Below are 19,342 nucleotides of genomic sequence, written 5' to 3'. Positions count from 1 at the left end.
TCATGACACGATTGCTATAGTTCACTATCCACCGGGTCGAATATCGTAGGCGGTCGTCGTTGAGTCCGAAATCCACACCCCGCGAAGAACTGCTCCTGGCGGGCTCACGATTGCTGACCGATCTCGATATGTCGGTGCTGGCCAGATCGTTGTCGATTGCCTCTCTCGTGGAAGAAGCCGGTCTGTCGCATCAGACCTTTCACAACGCGTACCCCGGGTCCTCCCGTGCCGGGGAGCGTGGTGGCAAGGAAGCGTTCGTCGAGGACCTGCTCGCGCACGTGACCCTGCGATACACGAGACCCGACGACGCAGAGCATCCCTCGTCGGATCTCGCGTCCTACTTCGAACAACTGACCTCCGGTCTGCTGCGCAGGAGAATGATCGGCGCGATGATCGCCTCCGACCATGCCGGAGCGCGATCGTCGTTGGCACCCGAATTCGCAGCCATGGACGCCGCCGTCGAGGACGCCGTCCGCCACAAGCTCCGTGCGCTCGGTGGTTCGGTGAGAACGCCGCTCACAGTGACCGGACTGTCCATGGTCCTCGTCGCTCTGCTCGACGGGCTCGCCTTCCGTGAAACCATCACGCCGGGAACGGTACCCACGTCTCGGGCGTCCGCGGCCGTCGAATCGCTGCTGGATTGGGCAGTGGACCCGGTTCACTCGGATCGTCGTGAACGCATCGCGGGACCGGCGGACGCGCCTGCTTCTCTCGAGGGTCTCGATCATGCGAGGGCCGACATCGAATCCGATGTCATCGCGGCGACCGAGACGTTGTTCGCGGCACACGGATATTTCTCGGTCACCCTCGCCGACATCGCAACTGCCTCCTCGCTCACTGTTGCCGATCTCAAACGCCTGTTCCCGAGCAAGGTCGACATCATCGTTGCCGCACTGACGCCCGAATTCGAACGCGTCCTCCGGCTGGGTCGGGCGGATGCCCGACTGGAGGTGGAACCCATTGCTGCCCTGGAGCGTTCGGTCAATCGGCTTGCGGAGTTCGTGGCGCGCAACCGGTCGATGAGCTCGGGGATGTTGCTGGCCCTGAGCTTCGAACAGTTTCACGAGCCGAGCACCGTCACCACCGTTCGGGAGCAACTCCCACTGCCCTCGGCGCTCACCCCGATCCTCGAACGTGGCCAGCGTCGAGGCGACTTCGGTACCGAGGCGTCGGCGAGCGATCTTGCGACGATACTCGCCAACAACGTGGTGATCAGATCCGTCTCGCGGTCCGAGGAAGGCCCGGAAGAAGTCTCCGACTACGTCCTGCGGGTGTTTCTGTCAGGGATACGCGCACGTTGAGCGGACCCGCGGGCCCGGACAGCTACGAGTCGGCGTCGGCCCGGGGTACCTCGAAGGCGAGCAGTGCAACGTCGTCCTGCAGGCCGTCCCCGAAGGAGGCCAGCAGAGCCGTGAGGTCGTCGACGATCTTCGGTGCCGTCGTCGGACCCTTTCTGGCAGCGAAGGATTCGAGGCCACCGTCGTCGTCGAAGCGTGTGCGTCCGGGGCCGACTATTGCTTCGGTCAATCCGTCGGTGTAGAAGGCCATGACGTCGCCGGGTCGCAGGGTCACCGATGCCGATGCGAAGTGCGGCTCGGCCAACGCTCCGACCAACTGGCCACCGGTGGTGTCGACGAAGTCCACGACGGCGTCGCGAGTGATGCGCAGTGCCGGGGGATGTCCGCCGCTGGCGAGGTGTATCTCGGCGCCGTCCGGTCCCGGAGTGATGGTGCCGAACACCACCGTGCAGAAACGTGGGTCGTCGCCGTGAAACTCGTGGTGCAGAACGGTATTGAGGTTTTCGAGCACCGAGATCGGGTTGCGGTCGAACACTGCTGCGGCGCGCAGGGTGTACCGGGTCAGTGAGGTCACGGCGGCGGCTCCGGCACCCTTACCGCTCACGTCGCCGAGGAAGAATCCCCACGTCTGCTTGTCGAGGGGGAACACGTCGTAGAAGTCGCCACCGACCTCGTCGATGGACGCGGGGTGATAGTGGGCTGCCACGTTCATGCCCGTCGGAGCGGACAGTATCGGCGGCAGCAGAGTGCGTTGCAGCGTCGACGCCAGAATCTGCACCTGCGTTTTCTCCGCCTCGGCCTGCTTGCGTGCTTCCTCCGAAGCACCCAATGCGTCCTGTGATCTGTCCAGAGCGGCCTCGGCGTTGTCCTGGGCGGCCTCGGCATTGTCGCGGGCGTCGATCAGATCTTTCTCACGCACATGGCGTTCGGTCTCGTTGTGCAGCGTCATCGTCACCGTCACGGCCCCCGTGGGCGTTCGCAGACTGTTGGCCAGTATCGATACGGCTATCGCGGCACGTCGATCGGGCGCGACGGTCAACTTCGCGGTCGCTCCGATCGGTGAGTCCGATCCCGATGTCGACGCGACGTCCATCAGGGCCGTCAGCATCGGCTCGAACTCGATCGTGAACAGGTCGGTGACGGTCGTCCCGACGAGGGCCTCGCGGCTGCGCGCGGTGATCCGAGCGGCGGCCGCGTTGGCGTACAGAATTCGCGAGGTGGCGACGTCGACAGAGAACACCCCGCACGGTGCGGTGTCGAGTAGATCAGCGGCCGTGGCAGACATGGGGACTCCCTTCGGTCATGACGAGCGGGTGGCGGATCTCGAGCGGTCGGCTGTGACCGGATCGGTCCACACAGCAGTCACCACGGTGCCGAAACCCGGTCGGTGGTCGACGAGGAGGTCGTCGGCCACCGCGGCTGCGAGGTGCAGACCGTGGCTGCGATTGGTCGTCGGCGTCGGTGGACGCCACGTCCCGGTGTCGGAGATCGTCACTGTCAGTGTCCGGTGTTCGTAGGCGGCGGTGATTGTCATCGTCCCGGGCTCGGGCACCGATCGATACGCGTGTTCGACGACGTTCGCCAGTGCCTCGTAGACACCGAGGACGATGTCGTCCACCAGACCGTTGCTGACACCGAGTTCGAGGGTCCAATGGTGCAATCGGCGCCGGATGGCAGTAGCCACGGCGGGCTCGGCCGGCGCGGTGTGGCTCCAGCGCAGGGGAAACGGTGTTCGGCCACTCTCGGTCATGACAGGAGTCCGAATCGGTACCGGCCGGTCATCGGTCGACCTCCGCGTCGAGAGCTGCCGACCGAACGTGGGCCACCGCGTCGGGCAGAGTCGTGAAAGTTGCCATCACCCGATCGATTCCGCTGAGCTGCACAGGCCGAACCACGACTCCGTCGACCGCCACCAGCGCCATGCGCGAGGCGTCGGGGAGTCGATCGCACACTCGCACCAGCACCGTTATCGCGCTCGACGACAGGAAGCTGACGTCCGTCAGGTCCACCACGAGTCCACCTCGAGCGGTGTCGGCAGCGGGAAACGCTACGGCCGACAGTTCCGGGATGGTGTCGAGATCGAGTTCGCCTCGAACGGTGAGCACCTGCGTCGCGTCGTGGGCTGCCGCCACGATCTCGAAGGGGGCTCCGGTCGGCTCGTCTGGCATATGCCCGACGTTACCTGTTGTCGAGTCGGATTCACGACCGAAACGTGTCGACGAACAGGTCGCCTGCGCCCAGTACTTCCAGGACCATGCGGACCGATCGGGCAGGTGCGAGCACGGCGATTTTCCCCGGATGTACGTAGGTGGCGTCGATGATCGCATTGGCGACGCCGGAGTACATGAACGACACCTCCGACAGATCGACCGAGACCCGATCGGACGTAGCGGCCAGGCGGTCGAGGCTGTGCACGAATTCGGCCCGGGTGGACATGTCGAGTTCGCCCGAAGCGCGCAGTGTGTTGTGGCCGTCCGGTCGCACGACGGTCTCGACTCGGAACACGCCCTCGTCGTCGCGAATGGAGCGTTCCATGGTTGCGGTGCTGGTCAACATGTCGTTACCTCTTCCCCGAAGCGCTCGTCCCGGTCGGTTTGCCCGCCCGGTGCCGATGCTGAGTTGTTGTGCTTTCAACGATGTCAGTGCGCAATTGCAGAAGGCTTCGCCCCATATCTCGAACGAGTAACGAAATATCTCGTTTCGATAACGGCGCTACCGGGCCAGCACGTCGATGAGTGAACCGGTGATCTTCTTCTTCATCCAGCCACGCACGCCTCGCTGGCCCAGCGCTGCCCGGGCAGCATTGAGGCCGGCTGCTCCGTGCACTCCGCCACCCGGATGCGCCGATGCCGAACCCAGGAACAGCCCCTCCACCGGCGTTTCCGACCGCCCCAGTCCCGGCGTCGGTCGAAATATCAACTGCTGCTGCAGCTGCGCGGTTCCGCCGTTCACCGCGCCACCGTGCAGATTGGCGTCGGCACCGTACAGGTCGCTCGGGCGCTGGACGACCCGCCCGACGACCGAATCGAGAAAACCCGGTGCGTGGGCTTCGAGGACGTCGTCCACCCGATTCGCCACGGTGTCGGCGGCCGCGTCGTCGACGACGCCCCTCGGCAGATGTGTGTAGGCCCAGGCGCTTTCGGTGCCCTCCGGTGATCTGCTCCGATCGGCGGTGGTCATCTGGCCGAACAGCATGAACGGGCTCCGAGGAAGAACTCCGGTGGTGAGATCTGCCGCCCAGTGCACGAGGCCGTTGTCGTCCGCACCGAGATGGACGGTGCCGGCATCGGCCAAAGACGGTGAGTTCCAGGGTATTCGGCGATCGAGCGCGTAGTTCACCTTGACCACCGGGGTGTCCCACTCGAAGGTGCGCAAGTCCTCGTGCACTCGGCGAGGTACGGCGTCGAACGGAAGTAGTGAACCGTACAGGGCCGGCGCGGACACGTCGGCCACGATCGCCCGACGCGCTCGAAACGTGTCTCCTGCAGCGGTGTGCACTGCACGAGCGCGGCCGCCGCGCACCTCGATGTGCTCGACCGCCTGGCCGCACTCGAGCACCGCACCCGACGCAGCACCGCGACGAATCAACGCGGCCGTCAGCGCAGACGATCCGCCCACGGGGGCCGGAAACCCGACGTCCTGGGCCAGCATCGTGAGCAGCCAGCCCATCATGCCGCTCACCGGGGCATCGGTCGGGACGTCACCGTGCATGGCGTTGCCCAGCAGCAGGCAGCGAGCAGCCTCGCTGTGGAAGAGTTCGTGAGCCATCACCCGGGCGGGGAGGGCCGCGAATCGCGCGAAGCGCAGTGTCTCGGGCACCCCCAAGGTGTGGACGAGTCGAGCGGCTGGGACGACGGGTGGAAACGGTCCGAACAACGAATTCATGAAGGGCTCGCGAATGCGCTCCCACTGCTCGAAGAGCCGCAGCCAGGTTCGGCCGTCTCGCGCGTCGTGTTCCGACAGCCGCGCAGCGGTGGTCTCGACGTCGTGGTGAACGACCGGCGCGTCGGTGTCCTGCGGTGACCGCGCATGGCCGTACACCGCGGGGGAGTGCGACCACTGCAGCCCGTGGCTTTCCAGCTCGAGTGCCGTCATGGCAGGCGAGGCGAGAGCCAGCGGGTAGAAGGCGCTGAAGAGGTCGCTGGTGAAACCGGACACGAGCTCGGCGCTGCGCACAGCGCCGCCGGGATGTTCGGCGGCCTCGAGAACCACGACGTCCCAGCCGGCGTCGGCCATCGCCGCCGCCGCCACCAAGCCGTTGTGGCCACTGCCGATCACGATCGCGTCGACCTCGGTGGTGGTCATGAGACTGCACTCCTCTGGTCGGGATCGGTCTTGCTGGTCAGCAGGTTACCGACGAAGTACAGCGCTACTCCCACGGCGAGGAGCAATCCGGCGCGCAGCCACGTTGCCGCGGACTGTTGGGTCAGTAGAACTGCGCACGTGATCAATGCCAGGACGGGGAGTGCTGTCGGTGTCCGGAAATGACCGGAGTCGGCCCGATCGCTGCGGAGTACCAGCACCGCGACATTGGTGCTGATGAAGACGAACAGCAGGAGCAGCACCACGGTCTCCGCAAGCGCAGCGACGGAACCGGTGCTGCACAACACCATCGCGACGACCGTGGTGGCGACGATCGCCGCCCACGGAGTCTTGCGCCCCGGCAGAACCTTGGCCAATGCGCCGGGAAGCAGACCGTCACGCGCCATGCCGAAGGTCAGTCGCGACGCCATGATCATGGTCAGCAGTGCGCCGTTGGCTACCGCTATCAGTGCGACGAGGCCGAAGACCCACGGCGGAATGCCGGCATCGGCAGCGGCGACGACCTCGAGCAGCGGACCGCTCGATTGCGCCAGGGTGTCGGCGGGCACGACGGTGGACACTGCGAGACCGACGAGCACGTAGACCACCCCGGCCGCGGTGACGGCACCGAGAAGAGCTCGCGGATAGACCCGTCGCACGTCCTCGACTTCTTCGGCGATGTTCGCCGACGTCTCGAATCCCACGAACGAATAGAACGCGAGCAGAGCCGCGCCGAGCACTGCGAGCGTCGGAGTTGTCTCGTCGGTGAATTCGAGGACCCTGGACGGCGTGCCGTCGCCCCGGCTCAGGACGAGACCGGCGAGGGCGACGATCAGCACCAGACCCGATACCTCGACGATCGTCATGGCGAGATTCGCCCGCAACGATTCGGTGATCCCGCGGGCGTTGAGCAGCCCGACCAGAAGCAGGAAGACAACCGCGGCCGGCACGGCAGGCACGTCGAGGAACACACCCAGGTAGTCGCCCGAGAAGGCGAGCGCCAAGCCTGCGGCGCTGGTGACACCTGCGGCGAGCATCGAGAACCCCACCAGAAACGACACGAGCGGGCGGCCGTACGCGCGCTGCGCGAACACGGCCGCGCCACCTGCTCGTGGGTACTTGGTGACGAGTTCCGCATACGACGCAGCGGTCAGCAGCGCCATCAGCAGCGCGACGAGCATGGGGAGCCAGATCGCACCGCCGACCTCACCCGCGATCTCGCCGACGAGAGCATAGATTCCGGCGCCGAGCACGTCGCCGAGAATGAACACGAACAGCATCTTCCCCGAGACTGCCTGTCGCAGTGGGGACTTGCTCACGGAGCCGTGGACCGCTCTGCCAGCAGAGCGAGCCGGCGTAGTGCCTCGGCGTTACGCGGATGCGACAGGAGATGCTGCACCCTGTTCGGCACCAGGTCGAAGGGCGGCGTGATCGCATGTTCGATGATCTCGATGCGGCAGCCGGTGGCAATCGGGTGTAGCCGCAAGGTGATCGACGCCTTGCCGAACGGCAACGCCCGCGCCTCGAGCCGGATTTCGCGGTCGGCATGAATTCCCACCGAGCGCGTGATGTCGCTCAGTACGGCGGGCCAGGCACCCACCGAATGGTGGATCGCGGCACCGGCGGCGGGCCAGGTGTCGTCGACTGCGCGAATTCGGGATGCACCGACCACCCAGGTGGCGTACGTCCATCCGTTCGCCAGAACGTTCCAGACGTCCTCACAGCTGGCTGTGGTGTCTCTGCTCGTGGGCACGATTGGGCCTCCGAAATCTCTCGTGGTGTTGTGTGAGCGCGCGATCGGTGCTCGTCGACACTCCGGGGCTGGAAGTGGGGCACTCTCGATGCTGCGATCGCACGGTAGAACGATCCGATACTGCCGTATGCCCCGAAACTGTCCACCTCAACCGGCAGCAGGAGAGCCGTTCGCAGGGACTGCGCGCCATCGCACCGGTGTGAGAAGGTACCGACGGGACGCATGCGGTCGAAAGGATGAAGACGTGGAACAGGTCGACATCTACGAACGAATCTCGCAGATGGCTCTCACGGCGCACGGAACGGTCGTCCACGGATCTTTGACCCAGCAGCAGGTGTTGGAGGAGGTCACGGCGGCGGCCGTGCGATTGCTCGACGGGGTGGACCATGCGGGGGTCACTCTGGTTCGGCGAGTAGGCAAGGGCCGACGCCCGGAATACCTGGAGTCGACGGCCTCGACCGGCGATGCGCCTCGCACGTTCGATGCTTTGCAGCACGAGCATGGAGAAGGGCCCTGTTTCGAGGCCATCTGGACTCATCAGACAGTGCGGATCGAGGACGTCGAATCCGAGGACCGGTGGCCACGACTGACTCGTGCGGTGGTCGAACGGACTCCGGTTCGTTCGGTTCTGTCCATCCAGCTCTACACCGACGGGCAGGAACTCGGCGCGCTCAATCTACTCGCCGAGGGCACCGGCCGGTTCGATCCGGAGACCGAGGATTCGGCACTGAACCTGGCCACACACGCGGCGATCGCGCTGTCGAGCGCTCGGCGTGGTGAGCAATTTCGCAGCGCCTTGGCCTCGCGAGATCGAATCGGTCAGGCCAAGGGGATCATCATGGAGCGTTTCGACGTCGACGCCATCCGCGCCTTCGACATGCTCGGCGCGCTGTCGCAGGAAATGAACGTGCCGGTGTCGATGTTGGCGGCGCAGCTGATCAGCCGTGACCACCCGACCAAGCCCGATCTGCCGAGCTGACCGCACTGACCCGCCGCTCGACCACCTGATTCGAGGCGCAGCGGTGCTTGTCATACTGAGCTCATGTCGACTATCGCGTACGTGATCGCAGGTTCGGAAGCCACCGGTGGAGCCGGTCTGCAGGCAGATCTCAAGACATTCGAGCGGCTCGGGGTCTACGGAGTCGGCACCATCACGTGCATCGTCTCGTTCGATCCGAAGTCCGGCTGGGGCCATCGTTTCGTCCCCATCGACAGCTCGGTCATCGCCGATCAGATCGAAGTTGCCACTGCCGCACACGATCTCGATGTCGTCAAGATCGGCATGCTCGGCACGCCCGCTACCGTCGAGACCGTGGCGAGCTCGTTGCGTCTGCAGCCGTGGCGGCACGTGGTGGTCGATCCGGTGTTGATCTGCAAGGGGCAGGAGCCGGGCGCGGCGCTCGACACCGACAATGCGCTTCGGCGCGACATTCTTCCGCTGGCCACCGTGATCACCCCCAACCTGTTCGAGGCCCAGACGTTGTCCGGAATGGACGCCATCACCACCGTCGACGATCTGGGCGAGGCGGCCAAGCGAATTGCCGATCTCGGACCGGGCTACGTGGTGGTCAAGGGCGGTGCGGGGTTGCCCGGAGACGAGGCCGTCGACGTCGTCTGGGACGGTTCCGAACTGACCGTGTTGCGCGCTCCCAAGATCGGTGACGAGCGGGTCTCGGGAGCGGGCTGCGTCTTCGCGGCTGCCATCACCGCCGAGCTGGCGAAGGGTGCGGACGTGCTCGATGCGGTGGCAACCGCAAAGGACTTCGCGCACGCAGGCATCGTCGGCCGAGTGACGAGCAACGCTCCGTTCGCAGCGGTGGGTTGGCACGCTTGATCGGTCGATTCGCTTCGCTGCCAGGTTTACCTCCCGTCTCGAGCGGGCAGCCGTCGTGGACGGTTTGTCTCGAATGGGATGAACGGTCCGCATCCGGAGGGGATCCACATGGCAGACGAGAACACGGGCGAAGCCGACGCCGGCGCCACCGACGACGATCGGACCACACGTGGTCACGCCGGTGAGGCGATCGTCGACACCCGCAACTGGCCGGGATACATCTGCATCGGTCTGGCATTGGTGAGCCTCGGCCTCACCCTCACCGCAGCCGGGTACGGGTTCAGTGGCTGGACGTGGATCGGGGCGGTGGCCGCGCCGATCCTCCTGATTGCCGGAATCGTGCTGGTGCTGCTCGAACGCCGCCGCGTCAAAGCGCAGGAGGGTAAGTCGCTGACGGACCCCGCCGGGCATTGACCGACTCCGCGTCGTACGAGAGCCAACGGTCACTGTCGAGAGTCGTCGGGGTGCCCCTGGCCGATCTGGCCCTCTCGCTCGGATCACCGGAACCCATCGAGTCCGTTTCGGTGACCGGGGCCAGTGACGACTCGCGCACCGTGATGCCCGGGGACCTGTACGTGGCGCTTCCCGGCACGCACGTTCACGGACTGGATTTCGAGATCGAGGCGTTCGAGCGCGGAGCAGTCGCCGTGCTGTCCGACCGAGTGTCGACGGTGCTGCCGACCATCGTCGTTGCGGATCCGCGTCGAAGCGCCGGTCCGGTCTGCGCCCGGATCCATCGGTATCCGGCCGACACGATGGACATGTACGGCGTGACCGGCACCAACGGAAAGACCAGCACCGCGTTGCTTCTCGCCGCCGGACTCGCCGCGTCCGGCGAGGTTGTCGGCACGATGACCGGCATAGGTCTTCAGGGACCACTGACATCGGTGCCGACGGCACGAACGACACCGGAGGCCGCCACCGTCCAGCGCACACTCGGACGGTTTCGCGACGAGGGTGCGACTGCGGTTGCAGTGGAGGTGTCCTCGCACGCGGTCTCCGAACACCGCGTCGACGGCGTGCGGTTCGCAGCGGTCGGGTTCACCAATCTCGGCCCGGACCATCTCGACTATCACGGCAGCATGGACGAGTACTTCGCGGCGAAGGCCGAGTTGTTCGCAGCCGACCGAACGGCCGTCGCGGCAGTGGGGATCGACGACGTACACGGCAGACGACTCGCCCGGCTGGTCGACGTTCCGTGCTGGACGTGGTCTGCAGCCGATCCGCGCGCAGATGTCGTGGGCGAGAACATCGAGTGCACCGATGCCGATACATCCATGACGGTGCGAACTCCGCTGGGTTCGCTGCACATTCGCCTGCCCCTGCTCGGACCGCACCAGGCGAGCAACGCGCTGACCGCGCTCGCCGTCGCATTGGCTGCGGGCAAGGGTCTCGAGTCGGTCGCCGCCGGGTTCGAGCGTGTCCGTTCGGTTCCCGGCCGGCTCGAACGCATCGACGCCGGACAATCGTTTCTGGCCCTGGTCGACTACATGCACAACACCGCGGGGCAGCGCAGCTTGCTGCCGTTCGTGCGATCTCTGGTGCCCGGACGGGTCATAGTGGTTGTCGGGGCGACGGGGGAACGTGATCCCGGCAAACGCTTCCCGCTGGGTGCCACCGCAGCGGCTCTGGCGGATGTGGTGATCGTCAGTGACGAGAGCCCGCTGTCCGAGGACGCCGATGTCATCCGCCGAGCAGTGGCGGATGGCGCGCGAGCTGCGCGGTCGGCAGTGGTGATGGTGGAGCCGGATCGTCGTGCCGCGCTGGCGCTCGCGGTGCACACCGCCGGGCCGGGAGACGTGGTTGTGGTCGCGGGCCGAGGCTGCGACACCGAGCAGGTCTACGGTCGTGAGATCGTCGAGTTCGACGATCGTGTGGTGCTTCGAGAACTGTTGAGCGACATCGTCTGAGTGACGTGGTTGTGCCGGTCGACGGTGTCGTCGACCGGCTCTACGTGATCAGCGAACTGCGCGTCGAACCTTCAGTGCGGCCGTTGCGGCGAGCGCGATGACGGCACCGACGACAGCGGCACCGAGCAGGGACACACCCTGAGCGAGCTCGAAGTTCCAGCCGAGGAAGTTGATGTTGGTGTGAATCGTGTTCTGCAGCACGAAGATCACCAGTGCTGCGACGAGGACGAGCGTGACGAGGAGGGCGAACTTGGAGGCGAATCCGCCGCGACGCTTGGTGGTCTGTGTCGTGTCGGTCGATGCGGTCATGAGGGGAATCCGTTCTCTGGTGTGAAGTAGGAGGGGTGAAAGGCGAGTGCCGCCGATCGTCGAGATCGGCGGCACTCGATGCGATGGGGGTGGTTACTTGAAGGTGTCCTTGATGTTCTCGCCGACCTTCTTCACGCCTGCCGAACCCTGGTCCTTCTTGCCCTCGGCCTCGAGGTCCTTGTTGTCGGTGGCGTCGCCGACAACTTCCTTGGCCTTGCCGATGGCGTCTTCTGCTGCGTTCTTGGCCTTGTCGATGAAGCTCATGTGGGCCCCTTTCAGGTGGCTGTGAATGTTGGTAACGGATACTTAGTCGGTTTTCGTCGGCGAAAACAAACGCCGCCGTGATGCAGATCACATCACGGCGCCGTTCGTTCGTAGGGTCAGGTGAGGGAGACCAGCTCGGTGATGTCGTCATGGGGGAGGTCGCCGTCGACCACCGCGGTGACCACGGAACTGTTCAGCGTGATGGCACCCTTGTGGTTGTCCAGGAATGCGGTGTCGGCGGCGTCGCGACCGACCGAGATGCGCACCAGCGTCGAGCGCGGGGCGAGGCAGGTGGCATCGACGACGCGCCACTGGCCACCCACGAACGCCTCGGCGACGGCGTGGAAGTCCATCGGATCGCAGCCGGGTGCGTACACCGCCACCAGGCGGGCCGGAACGTTGACCGCGCGCAGCATGGCAACCACGAGGTGCGAGTAGTCCCGGCAGACGCCCTGTCCGGCGAGCAGCGTGTCGACAGCTCCGTCGATCGGATCACTGCTTCCGGGAACGTAGCTCAGGCGAGCGCCGACCCACGCGGAAATCTTGGCCAGCAGTTCCTCGGAGTCCGCGTAGTCGCCGAATTCGGTTGCGGCGAAACCGTAGAACTTGTCGGCCTCGGCGTACCGGCTGGGTCGGAGGTAGAGCGACATGTCGTAGTCGGTGACCGGAGCCGGGGTGGTGTTGCCCACGATTGTGGCGTCGTACGACACCTGTAGGTTGCCCACGTCGGCGGGCATGACGTGAATTCGGTTGCCGTGCGGCCCGCTCACTTCCTTCGCCTCGATGGGGGTGCCGTCGAGAACGAAGGACAGTGATTCGGTGACCGTCGTGCCCGGGTGTGGCGCAATCGCGATCTGAAATTCGAGCGTGGTGGCTGCGGTGATGTCTACATCGAGGCGCGCGGATACGTCGCGTTTGAGCACTTCGAACTCCTGGCAGGTGGGGGTGGGTGAACGTGCTGCCAGTACCCGTATCCGCCGAAACCAACCCCATCTCGCTCCGCGAGTGTTCAGCGCCACCCCAGCGCGGGGGCGACGTCGCGCACCACAGTGTCGAGCACGTGCGCGCAGTAGTCGACGCCCAACTGGTTCGGGACGGTGAGCAGCAAGGTATCGGCGGCCGCGATCGCTTCGTCCGCAGCGAGTTCCTCGATCAGTCGATCGGGTTCGCCTGCGTACGTCTTGCCGAATCGGGCTTTGCCGCCGTCGATGTAACCGACCTGATCGTCGCCACTGCCCTCTCGGCCGAAATAGGCGCGATCGAGATCGTTGACGATCGGAAAGATGCTGCGGCTCACCGAAGTTCGCGGAGCGAAATCGTGTCCGGCGTCGCTCCACGTCTTGTGGAATCGTTCGATCTGCTCGGCCTGCAACTGATGGAACGGCACTCCGGTGTCTTCGCTCAACAGCGTCGAGCTCATCAGATTCATGCCTTGGCGCGCGGTCCATTCGGCGGTTTCGCGGGTGCCGGCACCCCACCAGATGCGCTGTCGGAGACCGGGGGAGTGCGGTTCGAGGCGCAGGAGTCCGGGCGGATTGGGAAACATCGGCCGTGGATTCGGCTGTGCGAAGCCCTTGCCCTCGAGGAGATCGAGGTAGATGCGGGTGTGTTCGCGGGCCATGTCGGCGTGGTCGGAACCCTCGGCCGGTGTGTAGCCGAAATGGCGATACCCCTCGATGACCTGCTCGGGCGATCCTCGGCTGACCCCGAGCTGCAACCGTCCGCCCGAGATGAGATCGGCGGAACCCGAGTCCTCGGCCATGTAGAACGGATTCTCGTAGCGCATGTCGATGACGCCGGTGCCGATCTCGATGGTGCTCGTCTTGGCACCGACGGCGGCGAGGAGGGGGAACGGTGACGCGAGTTGGCTGGCAAAGTGATGGACGCGGTAGTACGCGCCGTCGGCACCCAGTTCTTCGGCCGCGACCGCGAGGTCGATGGACTGCAGCAGCACGTCCGACGCCGACCGCGTCTGTGACTGTGGGGACGCCGACCAATGCCCGAAGGACAGAAATCCGATCTTCTTCATCACGCGCTCTTTCGTTGAAGGATCAACTATTCACTGTACTTCAGCGTGTGTCGGGTCGAATCCATTCCCGGCGTCGGGGCTACGCACCGATGCCGGCGGTCAAGAGCTTCGCCAGTTCGAGATAGGCGTCGCCGTCGCTCAGTCCGGTCAGGCGGAACACCTCGCGAGTCTGAATGCGAACCATGACCGAGGAGGCGACGTCGCCGACGAAGGCCGCGTGCACGTCGCGCACCTCGCCACTGGCCACGCCCTCGCTGATCAACTCCTGGACGCGGCGCGCGGCGATCGCGGTGTTCCGTTCGTACACCGAGCGGGCCGCCTCGAGTGACGCCAGGTCCGTCATGAACTGCTCGGACGCCGACTCCAGGGCTGCTCCCACCGCAGTCAGATACGTGGTGATGCGATTGCGGGTGCCATCGACCTCGGCGACCGCGCTTTCGACCTGCGTGGTCATGGACTTGAAGTAGTGCACGGTGGCACCGCCGACAAGCTGGTCCTTGCTCGACGCCAGTGTGTACAGCGTGGACTTGGAGCAGCGGAGGCGGGCCGCGATGGTGTCGAGCGTCAGGTGCGCGAAGCCCTCTGCCAGAAACAGACTCACGAGCTGGTCGAAGAGCTCGGAACGGCGAGCCGTGGCATGCGAGGTCACGGGTGCGTTCACATCAGGGATGGTACTGCATCGTCTTGTGCAGTACTCTGCATCAGTACTGCGGATCGCCCGGCAGTACTGATCCGAACTTTCTGGAGGTTTTTCACGTGCCCGTCGATCGTCTGTTGCCCACTGCCGAAGCGCGCGACCTCATCGCGCTGACCCGCGACGTGGCAGACAAGGTGCTCGACCCGATCGTCGACGATCACGAACGGCGCGAGGCGTACCCCGACGGAGTGTTCGACACCCTCGGCGAGGCGGGCCTGTTGAGCCTGCCGTACGCGGAGGAATGGGGCGGGGGAGGACAACCGTACGAGGTCTATCTCCAGGTTCTCGAAGAACTGGCATCGCGCTGGGCGGCAGTGGCCGTTGCGGTGAGCGTGCACGGCCTGGCCTGCCACCCCCTGATGGTTTTCGGTACCGATCAGCAGAAGGCCGACAAGCTTCCCGGCATGCTCGGTGGTGCACAGATCGGCGCGTACTCACTGTCCGAGGCGCAGGCCGGCTCCGACGCCGCCGCACTGAGCTGCAAGGCAACCCCGACCGAGGGTGGCTACACGGTCAACGGTTCGAAGGCGTGGATCACGCACGGCGGAGTGGCCGACTTCTACAACCTGTTCGCCCGGACCGGCGAAGGATCGAAGGGCATCTCGTGCTTTCTCGTTCCGGATGGAACCGACGGCCTGAGCTTCGGCAGGCCCGAGGAGAAGATGGGACTGCACGCGATCCCGACGACCTCGGCGCACTACGACAACGTCCACGTACCCACCGAGTGGCGAATCGGTGCGGAGGGGCAGGGACTGCAGATCGCCTTCAGCGCACTCGATGCCGGACGGCTCGGAATTGCTGCTGTAGCAGTGGGAATCGCGCAGGCGGCGCTCGACGACGCGGTGAAGTACGCCCAGGAGCGTACGGCTTTCGGCAAGAAGATCATCGACCACCAGGGCCTCGGTTTCGTGCTGGCGGACATGGCGGCGGCGGTTGACTCTGCCCGCGCCACCTACCTCGATGCTGCCCGTCGGCGTGACGCCGGACTTCCCTACTCGCGCAACGCTTCCGTGGCCAAGCTGATCGCCACCGATGCTGCCATGAAGGTGACCACCGATGCGGTGCAGGTGTTCGGTGGCTACGGGTACACCCGCGACTTCCGCGTCGAGCGATACATGCGCGACGCCAAGATCACTCAGATCTTCGAGGGCACCAACCAGATTCAGCGTCTGGTGATCGCGCGCTCGCTTGCCACGAACTGACGATCTCCGTTTGCCATTCCACACAACGTAGGGGACCTCTGCATGACGACAACCGAACCCGATATCCATACCACTGCGGGTAAATTGGCCGATCTTCGTAAACGTCTCGCGGTTGCGGAGATTCCGTCCGGTGAGGCGGCGGTGGACAAGGTCCACGCCAAAGGCAAGCTGACCGCCCGCGAGCGGATCACCGCCCTGCTCGACGAGGGCTCGTTCGTCGAACTCGACGCCCTGGCCCGGCACCGCTCCCAGAATTTCGGGTTGGCCGACAACCGGCCGTTCGGTGACGGTGTCGTCACCGGCTACGGCACGGTCGATGGCCGCGATGTGTGCGTGTTCTCCCAGGACGCGACCGTCTTCGGCGGCTCGTTGGGGGAAATCTACGGCGAGAAGATCGTCAAGGTCATGGACCTGGCCGTCAAGACCGGCCGCCCTCTGGTCGGCATCAACGAAGGCGCCGGAGCCCGCATCCAGGAAGGGGTCGTCTCCCTCGGACTGTACGGGGAGATCTTCCACCGCAACGTCCGCGCGTCGGGAGTGATCCCGCAGATCTCGGTGATCATGGGACCCGCCGCAGGCGGGCACGTCTACTCCCCGGCGTTGACCGACTTCGTGGTCATGGTCGACGGCACGAGCCAGATGTTCGTCACCGGACCCGACGTCATCAAAACCGTCACCGGTGAGAACGTCACGATGGAAGAACTCGGCGGCGCGAGAACCCACATGGAGAAATCCGGGGTCGCGCACTACGTCGCCTCCGGTGAACAGGACGCCCTCGACTACGTCCGCGACCTCCTGTCGTACCTGCCGTCGAACAATCGCGCCGACGCCCCCCGCACCGCACCGTCGGACCCCGTTGTCGGGTCGATCGAGGACTCGCTCACTGCCGAGGATCTCGAACTCGACACCCTGATCCCCGATTCACCGAACACCCCCTACGACATGCACGAGGTCATCACCCGGATCCTCGACGACGACGAATTCCTCGAAGTCCAGGAAGGGCGGGCACGCAACATCATCGTCGGGTTCGGGCGCATCGACGGCCGATCGGTGGGGATCGTGGCCAACCAACCCACCCAGTTCGCGGGCACATTGGATATCGACGCCTCCGAGAAGGCTGCCCGGTTCGTGCGCACCTGCGATTGTTTCAACGTCCCGATCATCACCCTGGTCGACGTACCGGGCTTTCTGCCCGGCACCGGCCAGGAATACAACGGCATCATCCGACGCGGCGCGAAACTGCTCTACGCCTACGGCGAAGCAACGGTCGGGAAGATCACCGTCATCACCCGCAAAGCGTACGGCGGGGCGTACGACGTGATGGGATCCAAGCACATGGGAGCCGACGTCAACCTCGCCTGGCCCACCGCACAGATCGCCGTCATGGGAGCCTCCGGAGCCGTCGGATTCGTCTACCGCAAACAACTGCTCGACGCCGCGAAGAACGGTGAAGACGTCGACGCCCTCCGCCTGACGTTGCAGCAGGAATACGAGGACACCCTCGTCAACCCCTACATCGCCGCCGAACGCGGCTACCTCGACGCCGTCATCCCACCGAGCCACACCCGCGGCCAGATCGTCACCGCACTACGACTACTCGAACGCAAACAAGTCACCCTCCCACCCAAGAAACACGGAAACATCCCACTATGAGCGGCGAAGCGAATCATGACGCAGTGAGCAACGAAACGAACGGCGACGCGAATCATGTTGCTGCGTCGCCTGGTTGGTCGTTTCGCGGAAGCCCCACCGACGCCGACATTGCTGCCGTTGTTGCTGTTCTGACCGCAGCGCGGTCTTCGGCGACCGTCGAAGCTCCGGTTGTATCGGATCTGTGGGGTCGTCCCGAGGATCTGCATCGATACGGACTTGCCAGTGCCCCAGCTCTTTTCGTCAATGCCCGATATGGCCAGTGAAGGAATTTCAATACATGACTACCTCGACTTCCCATAAGAAAATCTCGAAGGTTCTTGTCGCCAATCGTGGTGAGATCGCGGTGCGGGTGATCCGGGCGGCCGCCGATGCCGGGTTGGCCAGTGTCGCTGTGTACGCCGAGCCCGATGCCGATGCCCCGTTCGTCCGGTTGGCCGACGAAGCCTTCGCACTGGGTGGACAGTCCTCGGCGGAGTCGTATCTGGTGATCGACAAGATCCTCGACGCCGCCGCCAAGTCCGGTGCCGACGCCATCCACCCCGGCTACGGCTTCCTCTCCGAGAACGCCGACTTCGCCCAAGCGGTGATCGATGCCGGACTGATCTGGATCGGCCCGTCACCCCAGTCGATCCGCGACCTCGGCGACAAGGTCACCGCCCGCCACATCGCCGCCCGCGCCAAAGCACCGTCCGTCCCCGGTACGTCCGAACCGGTCAAGGACGCCGACGAAATCCTTGCGTTCGTCGACGAACACGGCCTCCCGATCGCGATCAAAGCCGCATTCGGTGGCGGCGGACGCGGCATGAAAGTCGCCCGCACCCGTGAGGAAATCCCCGAACTGTTCGACTCCGCCACCCGCGAAGCGGTCGCCGCGTTCGGGCGCGGGGAATGCTTCGTCGAGCGCTACCTCGACAAGCCGCGCCACGTCGAAGCACAGGTCATCGCCGACCAACACGGCAACGTCATCGTCGCCGGCACCCGCGACTGCTCCCTGCAACGCCGCTTCCAGAAACTCGTCGAAGAAGCCCCCGCCCCGTTCCTCACCGACGCCCAACGCAAAGAAATCCACTCGAGCGCCAAAGCCATCTGCCTCGAAGCCGGCTACTACGGTGCCGGGACCGTCGAATACCTCGTCGGCCAAGACGGATTGGTCTCGTTCTTGGAGGTGAACACCCGACTGCAGGTCGAGCATCCCGTCACCGAGGAAACCTCCGGCATCGACCTGGTGCTGCAACAGTTCAAGATCGCCAACGGCGAAGAACTGTCCATCACCGACGATCCCGAACCACGCGGCCACTCGTTCGAGTTCCGCATCAACGGCGAAGACGCCGGACGCGGCTTCCTGCCCGCCCCCGGACCGGTCACCACCTTCACCGCCCCCTCCGGACCCGGTGTGCGCGTCGATTCCGGAGTCGAATCCGGCTCGGTGATCGGGGGCCAGTTCGACTCGATGCTCGCCAAACTCATCGTCACCGGAGCCACCCGCGAGGAAGCATTGGCGCGGTCGCGTCGTGCGTTGGCCGAATTCACCGTCGAAGGACTTGCCACGGTCATCCCGTTCCACGCCGCGGTGGTCTCCGATCCGGCGTTCATCGGCGACGGCGAATCCTTCGACGTCCACACCCGCTGGATCGAAACCGAATGGGACAACCAAGTTCCCCCGTTCACCGCCGGGCAACCGCTCGACGACGACGAGGTCCTGCCGCGGCAGTCGGTGGTCGTCGAGGTCGGCGGCCGACGCGTCGAGGTGTCCCTGCCCGGGGAACTGTCCCTCGGCGGTGGCAGCGGCGGCGGCGGTAACGCGGGTGCAGTGCGCCGCAAACCCAAAGCCCGCACCCGCGGCGGAGCCGGAGCCGGAGCCGCATCCGGTGACTCGGTCACCGCACCCATGCAGGGCACCGTGGTCAAAGTCGCCGTCGACGAAGGCCAAACCGTCGACGCCGGCGACCTCATCGCCGTCCTCGAAGCAATGAAAATGGAAAACCCCGTCAACGCCCACAAAGCAGGCACCATCACCGGCCTGACCGTCACCGCAGGCGACGCCATCACCCAAGGCACCGTCCTCGCAGAGATCAAGTAGGGGAGTGTCCG

The 19,342-nt window shown here is 65.2% G+C and carries 21 protein-coding genes; 9 read left to right on the top strand and 12 right to left on the bottom strand.

Annotation, left to right across the window (positions count from 1 at the left end):
• Window positions 1-59 precede the first annotated feature (59 nt).
• The gene (locus tag AYK61_RS09005; RefSeq protein ID WP_121870551.1) at window positions 60-1,301 is read left to right on the top strand and encodes a TetR/AcrR family transcriptional regulator; all 1,242 of its coding nucleotides are present in this window, start codon (window positions 60-62) and stop codon (window positions 1,299-1,301) included.
• Window positions 1,302-1,323: 22 nt separating this feature from the next.
• Here the strand turns inward: AYK61_RS09005 and AYK61_RS09000 are convergent, their stop codons facing one another.
• The 7 genes from AYK61_RS09000 to AYK61_RS08970 form a co-directional block, all read right to left on the bottom strand.
• Window positions 1,324-2,583 (bottom strand): PP2C family protein-serine/threonine phosphatase, encoded by a 1,260-nt coding sequence (locus tag AYK61_RS09000; RefSeq protein ID WP_121870550.1) that lies wholly within the window; start codon window positions 2,581-2,583, stop codon window positions 1,324-1,326.
• Between the two features lie 15 nt (window positions 2,584-2,598).
• On the bottom strand, window positions 2,599-3,048 hold the full coding sequence (locus AYK61_RS08995; RefSeq protein WP_121870549.1) for an ATP-binding protein: 450 nt from the start codon (window positions 3,046-3,048) through the stop codon (window positions 2,599-2,601).
• A gap of 28 nt (window positions 3,049-3,076) precedes the next feature.
• A complete protein-coding gene (locus AYK61_RS08990; protein WP_121870548.1) occupies window positions 3,077-3,466 on the bottom strand; it encodes an STAS domain-containing protein in 390 nt (129 codons plus the stop codon).
• A 31-nt stretch (window positions 3,467-3,497) separates the two neighbouring features.
• The gene (locus AYK61_RS08985) at window positions 3,498-3,854 is read right to left on the bottom strand and encodes an STAS domain-containing protein (RefSeq protein ID WP_121870547.1); all 357 of its coding nucleotides are present in this window, start codon (window positions 3,852-3,854) and stop codon (window positions 3,498-3,500) included.
• 156 nt (window positions 3,855-4,010) lie between these two features.
• A complete protein-coding gene (locus AYK61_RS08980; RefSeq protein WP_121870546.1) occupies window positions 4,011-5,603 on the bottom strand; it encodes an NAD(P)/FAD-dependent oxidoreductase in 1,593 nt (530 codons plus the stop codon).
• A complete protein-coding gene (locus AYK61_RS08975) occupies window positions 5,600-6,919 on the bottom strand; it encodes an APC family permease (protein WP_259467980.1) in 1,320 nt (439 codons plus the stop codon). Before AYK61_RS08975 ends, AYK61_RS08980 begins: the two co-directional genes overlap by 4 nt.
• Entirely contained in the window at window positions 6,916-7,353 is a 438-nt protein-coding gene (locus tag AYK61_RS08970) for an SRPBCC family protein (protein ID WP_121870545.1), read from the bottom strand. The genes AYK61_RS08975 and AYK61_RS08970 overlap by 4 nt, the downstream gene beginning before the upstream one ends.
• 244 nt (window positions 7,354-7,597) lie before the next feature.
• Here AYK61_RS08970 and AYK61_RS08965 point away from each other — a divergent pair, with 244 nt between their 5' ends.
• From AYK61_RS08965 to AYK61_RS08950, 4 genes are all read left to right on the top strand, one after another.
• Window positions 7,598-8,332, top strand: a complete 735-nt coding sequence (locus AYK61_RS08965; RefSeq protein ID WP_259467979.1) for a GAF and ANTAR domain-containing protein — start codon at window positions 7,598-7,600, stop codon at window positions 8,330-8,332.
• A gap of 63 nt (window positions 8,333-8,395) precedes the next feature.
• Window positions 8,396-9,187, top strand: coding sequence for a bifunctional hydroxymethylpyrimidine kinase/phosphomethylpyrimidine kinase (thiD, locus tag AYK61_RS08960; RefSeq protein WP_121870544.1), 792 nt, complete (start codon window positions 8,396-8,398; stop codon window positions 9,185-9,187).
• 108 nt (window positions 9,188-9,295) lie between these two features.
• Window positions 9,296-9,601, top strand: coding sequence for a hypothetical protein (locus tag AYK61_RS08955; RefSeq protein ID WP_121872586.1), 306 nt, complete (start codon window positions 9,296-9,298; stop codon window positions 9,599-9,601).
• Window positions 9,598-11,097, top strand: a complete 1,500-nt coding sequence (locus AYK61_RS08950) for a Mur ligase family protein (RefSeq protein ID WP_259467978.1) — start codon at window positions 9,598-9,600, stop codon at window positions 11,095-11,097. The genes AYK61_RS08955 and AYK61_RS08950 overlap by 4 nt, the downstream gene beginning before the upstream one ends.
• A 48-nt stretch (window positions 11,098-11,145) precedes the next feature.
• Here AYK61_RS08950 and AYK61_RS08945 read toward each other — a convergent pair whose 3' ends face one another.
• From AYK61_RS08945 to AYK61_RS08925, 5 genes are all read right to left on the bottom strand, one after another.
• Window positions 11,146-11,406 carry a lipopolysaccharide assembly protein LapA domain-containing protein gene (locus tag AYK61_RS08945; RefSeq protein WP_121870543.1) on the bottom strand — a complete coding sequence of 87 codons (261 nt, stop codon included), beginning with the start codon at window positions 11,404-11,406 and terminating at the stop codon, window positions 11,146-11,148.
• Between the two features lie 93 nt (window positions 11,407-11,499).
• Window positions 11,500-11,670, bottom strand: a complete 171-nt coding sequence (locus AYK61_RS08940) for a CsbD family protein (protein ID WP_008718579.1) — start codon at window positions 11,668-11,670, stop codon at window positions 11,500-11,502.
• Between the two features lie 116 nt (window positions 11,671-11,786).
• The gene (locus tag AYK61_RS08935; protein ID WP_121870542.1) at window positions 11,787-12,593 is read right to left on the bottom strand and encodes a transglutaminase family protein; all 807 of its coding nucleotides are present in this window, start codon (window positions 12,591-12,593) and stop codon (window positions 11,787-11,789) included.
• 86 nt (window positions 12,594-12,679) lie between these two features.
• On the bottom strand, window positions 12,680-13,699 hold the full coding sequence (locus AYK61_RS08930) for an LLM class flavin-dependent oxidoreductase (protein WP_121870541.1): 1,020 nt from the start codon (window positions 13,697-13,699) through the stop codon (window positions 12,680-12,682).
• 79 nt (window positions 13,700-13,778) lie between these two features.
• A complete protein-coding gene (locus AYK61_RS08925; RefSeq protein WP_230596325.1) occupies window positions 13,779-14,360 on the bottom strand; it encodes a TetR/AcrR family transcriptional regulator in 582 nt (193 codons plus the stop codon).
• Between the two features lie 95 nt (window positions 14,361-14,455).
• On the opposite strand from AYK61_RS08925, the gene AYK61_RS08920 reads away from it, so the two are divergent.
• Genes AYK61_RS08920 through AYK61_RS08905 form a run of 4 tightly spaced genes read left to right on the top strand, consistent with a single transcriptional unit; the run spans window position 14,456 to window position 19,331 of the window.
• Window positions 14,456-15,598, top strand: a complete 1,143-nt coding sequence (locus tag AYK61_RS08920) for an acyl-CoA dehydrogenase family protein (RefSeq protein WP_121870540.1) — start codon at window positions 14,456-14,458, stop codon at window positions 15,596-15,598.
• 42 nt (window positions 15,599-15,640) lie between these two features.
• The gene (locus tag AYK61_RS08915) at window positions 15,641-17,251 is read left to right on the top strand and encodes an acyl-CoA carboxylase subunit beta (protein WP_121870539.1); all 1,611 of its coding nucleotides are present in this window, start codon (window positions 15,641-15,643) and stop codon (window positions 17,249-17,251) included.
• Between the two features lie 23 nt (window positions 17,252-17,274).
• Entirely contained in the window at window positions 17,275-17,514 is a 240-nt protein-coding gene (locus AYK61_RS08910) for an acyl-CoA carboxylase epsilon subunit (protein WP_183130215.1), read from the top strand.
• 14 nt (window positions 17,515-17,528) lie between these two features.
• Window positions 17,529-19,331, top strand: coding sequence for an acetyl/propionyl/methylcrotonyl-CoA carboxylase subunit alpha (locus AYK61_RS08905; RefSeq protein WP_121872584.1), 1,803 nt, complete (start codon window positions 17,529-17,531; stop codon window positions 19,329-19,331).
• The last annotated feature ends 11 nt before the right edge of the window (window positions 19,332-19,342 follow it).

Origin of the sequence: Rhodococcus sp. SBT000017, assembly GCF_003688915.1 — a bacterium.
In the GTDB taxonomy this organism is placed as follows: Bacteria; Actinomycetota; Actinomycetes; order Mycobacteriales; family Mycobacteriaceae; genus Rhodococcoides.
Note: the sequence above shows the minus strand (reverse complement) of the source record. Positions and strands in the feature narration are given on the sequence as shown.

Coding starts and splice junctions, on each gene's coding strand:
- AYK61_RS09000 (WP_121870550.1), bottom strand. CDS start 2,583: ATGTCTGCCACGGCCGCTGATCTACTCGACACCGCACCGTGCGGGGTG.
- AYK61_RS08995 (WP_121870549.1), bottom strand. CDS start 3,048: ATGACCGAGAGTGGCCGAACACCGTTTCCCCTGCGCTGGAGCCACACC.
- AYK61_RS08990 (WP_121870548.1), bottom strand. CDS start 3,466: ATGCCAGACGAGCCGACCGGAGCCCCCTTCGAGATCGTGGCGGCAGCC.
- AYK61_RS08985 (WP_121870547.1), bottom strand. CDS start 3,854: ATGTTGACCAGCACCGCAACCATGGAACGCTCCATTCGCGACGACGAG.
- AYK61_RS08980 (WP_121870546.1), bottom strand. CDS start 5,603: ATGACCACCACCGAGGTCGACGCGATCGTGATCGGCAGTGGCCACAAC.
- thiD (WP_121870544.1), top strand. CDS start 8,396: ATGTCGACTATCGCGTACGTGATCGCAGGTTCGGAAGCCACCGGTGGA.
- AYK61_RS08955 (WP_121872586.1), top strand. CDS start 9,296: ATGGCAGACGAGAACACGGGCGAAGCCGACGCCGGCGCCACCGACGAC.
- AYK61_RS08945 (WP_121870543.1), bottom strand. CDS start 11,406: ATGACCGCATCGACCGACACGACACAGACCACCAAGCGTCGCGGCGGA.
- AYK61_RS08940 (WP_008718579.1), bottom strand. CDS start 11,670: ATGAGCTTCATCGACAAGGCCAAGAACGCAGCAGAAGACGCCATCGGC.
- AYK61_RS08930 (WP_121870541.1), bottom strand. CDS start 13,699: ATGAAGAAGATCGGATTTCTGTCCTTCGGGCATTGGTCGGCGTCCCCA.
- AYK61_RS08915 (WP_121870539.1), top strand. CDS start 15,641: ATGACGACAACCGAACCCGATATCCATACCACTGCGGGTAAATTGGCC.
- AYK61_RS08905 (WP_121872584.1), top strand. CDS start 17,529: ATGACTACCTCGACTTCCCATAAGAAAATCTCGAAGGTTCTTGTCGCC.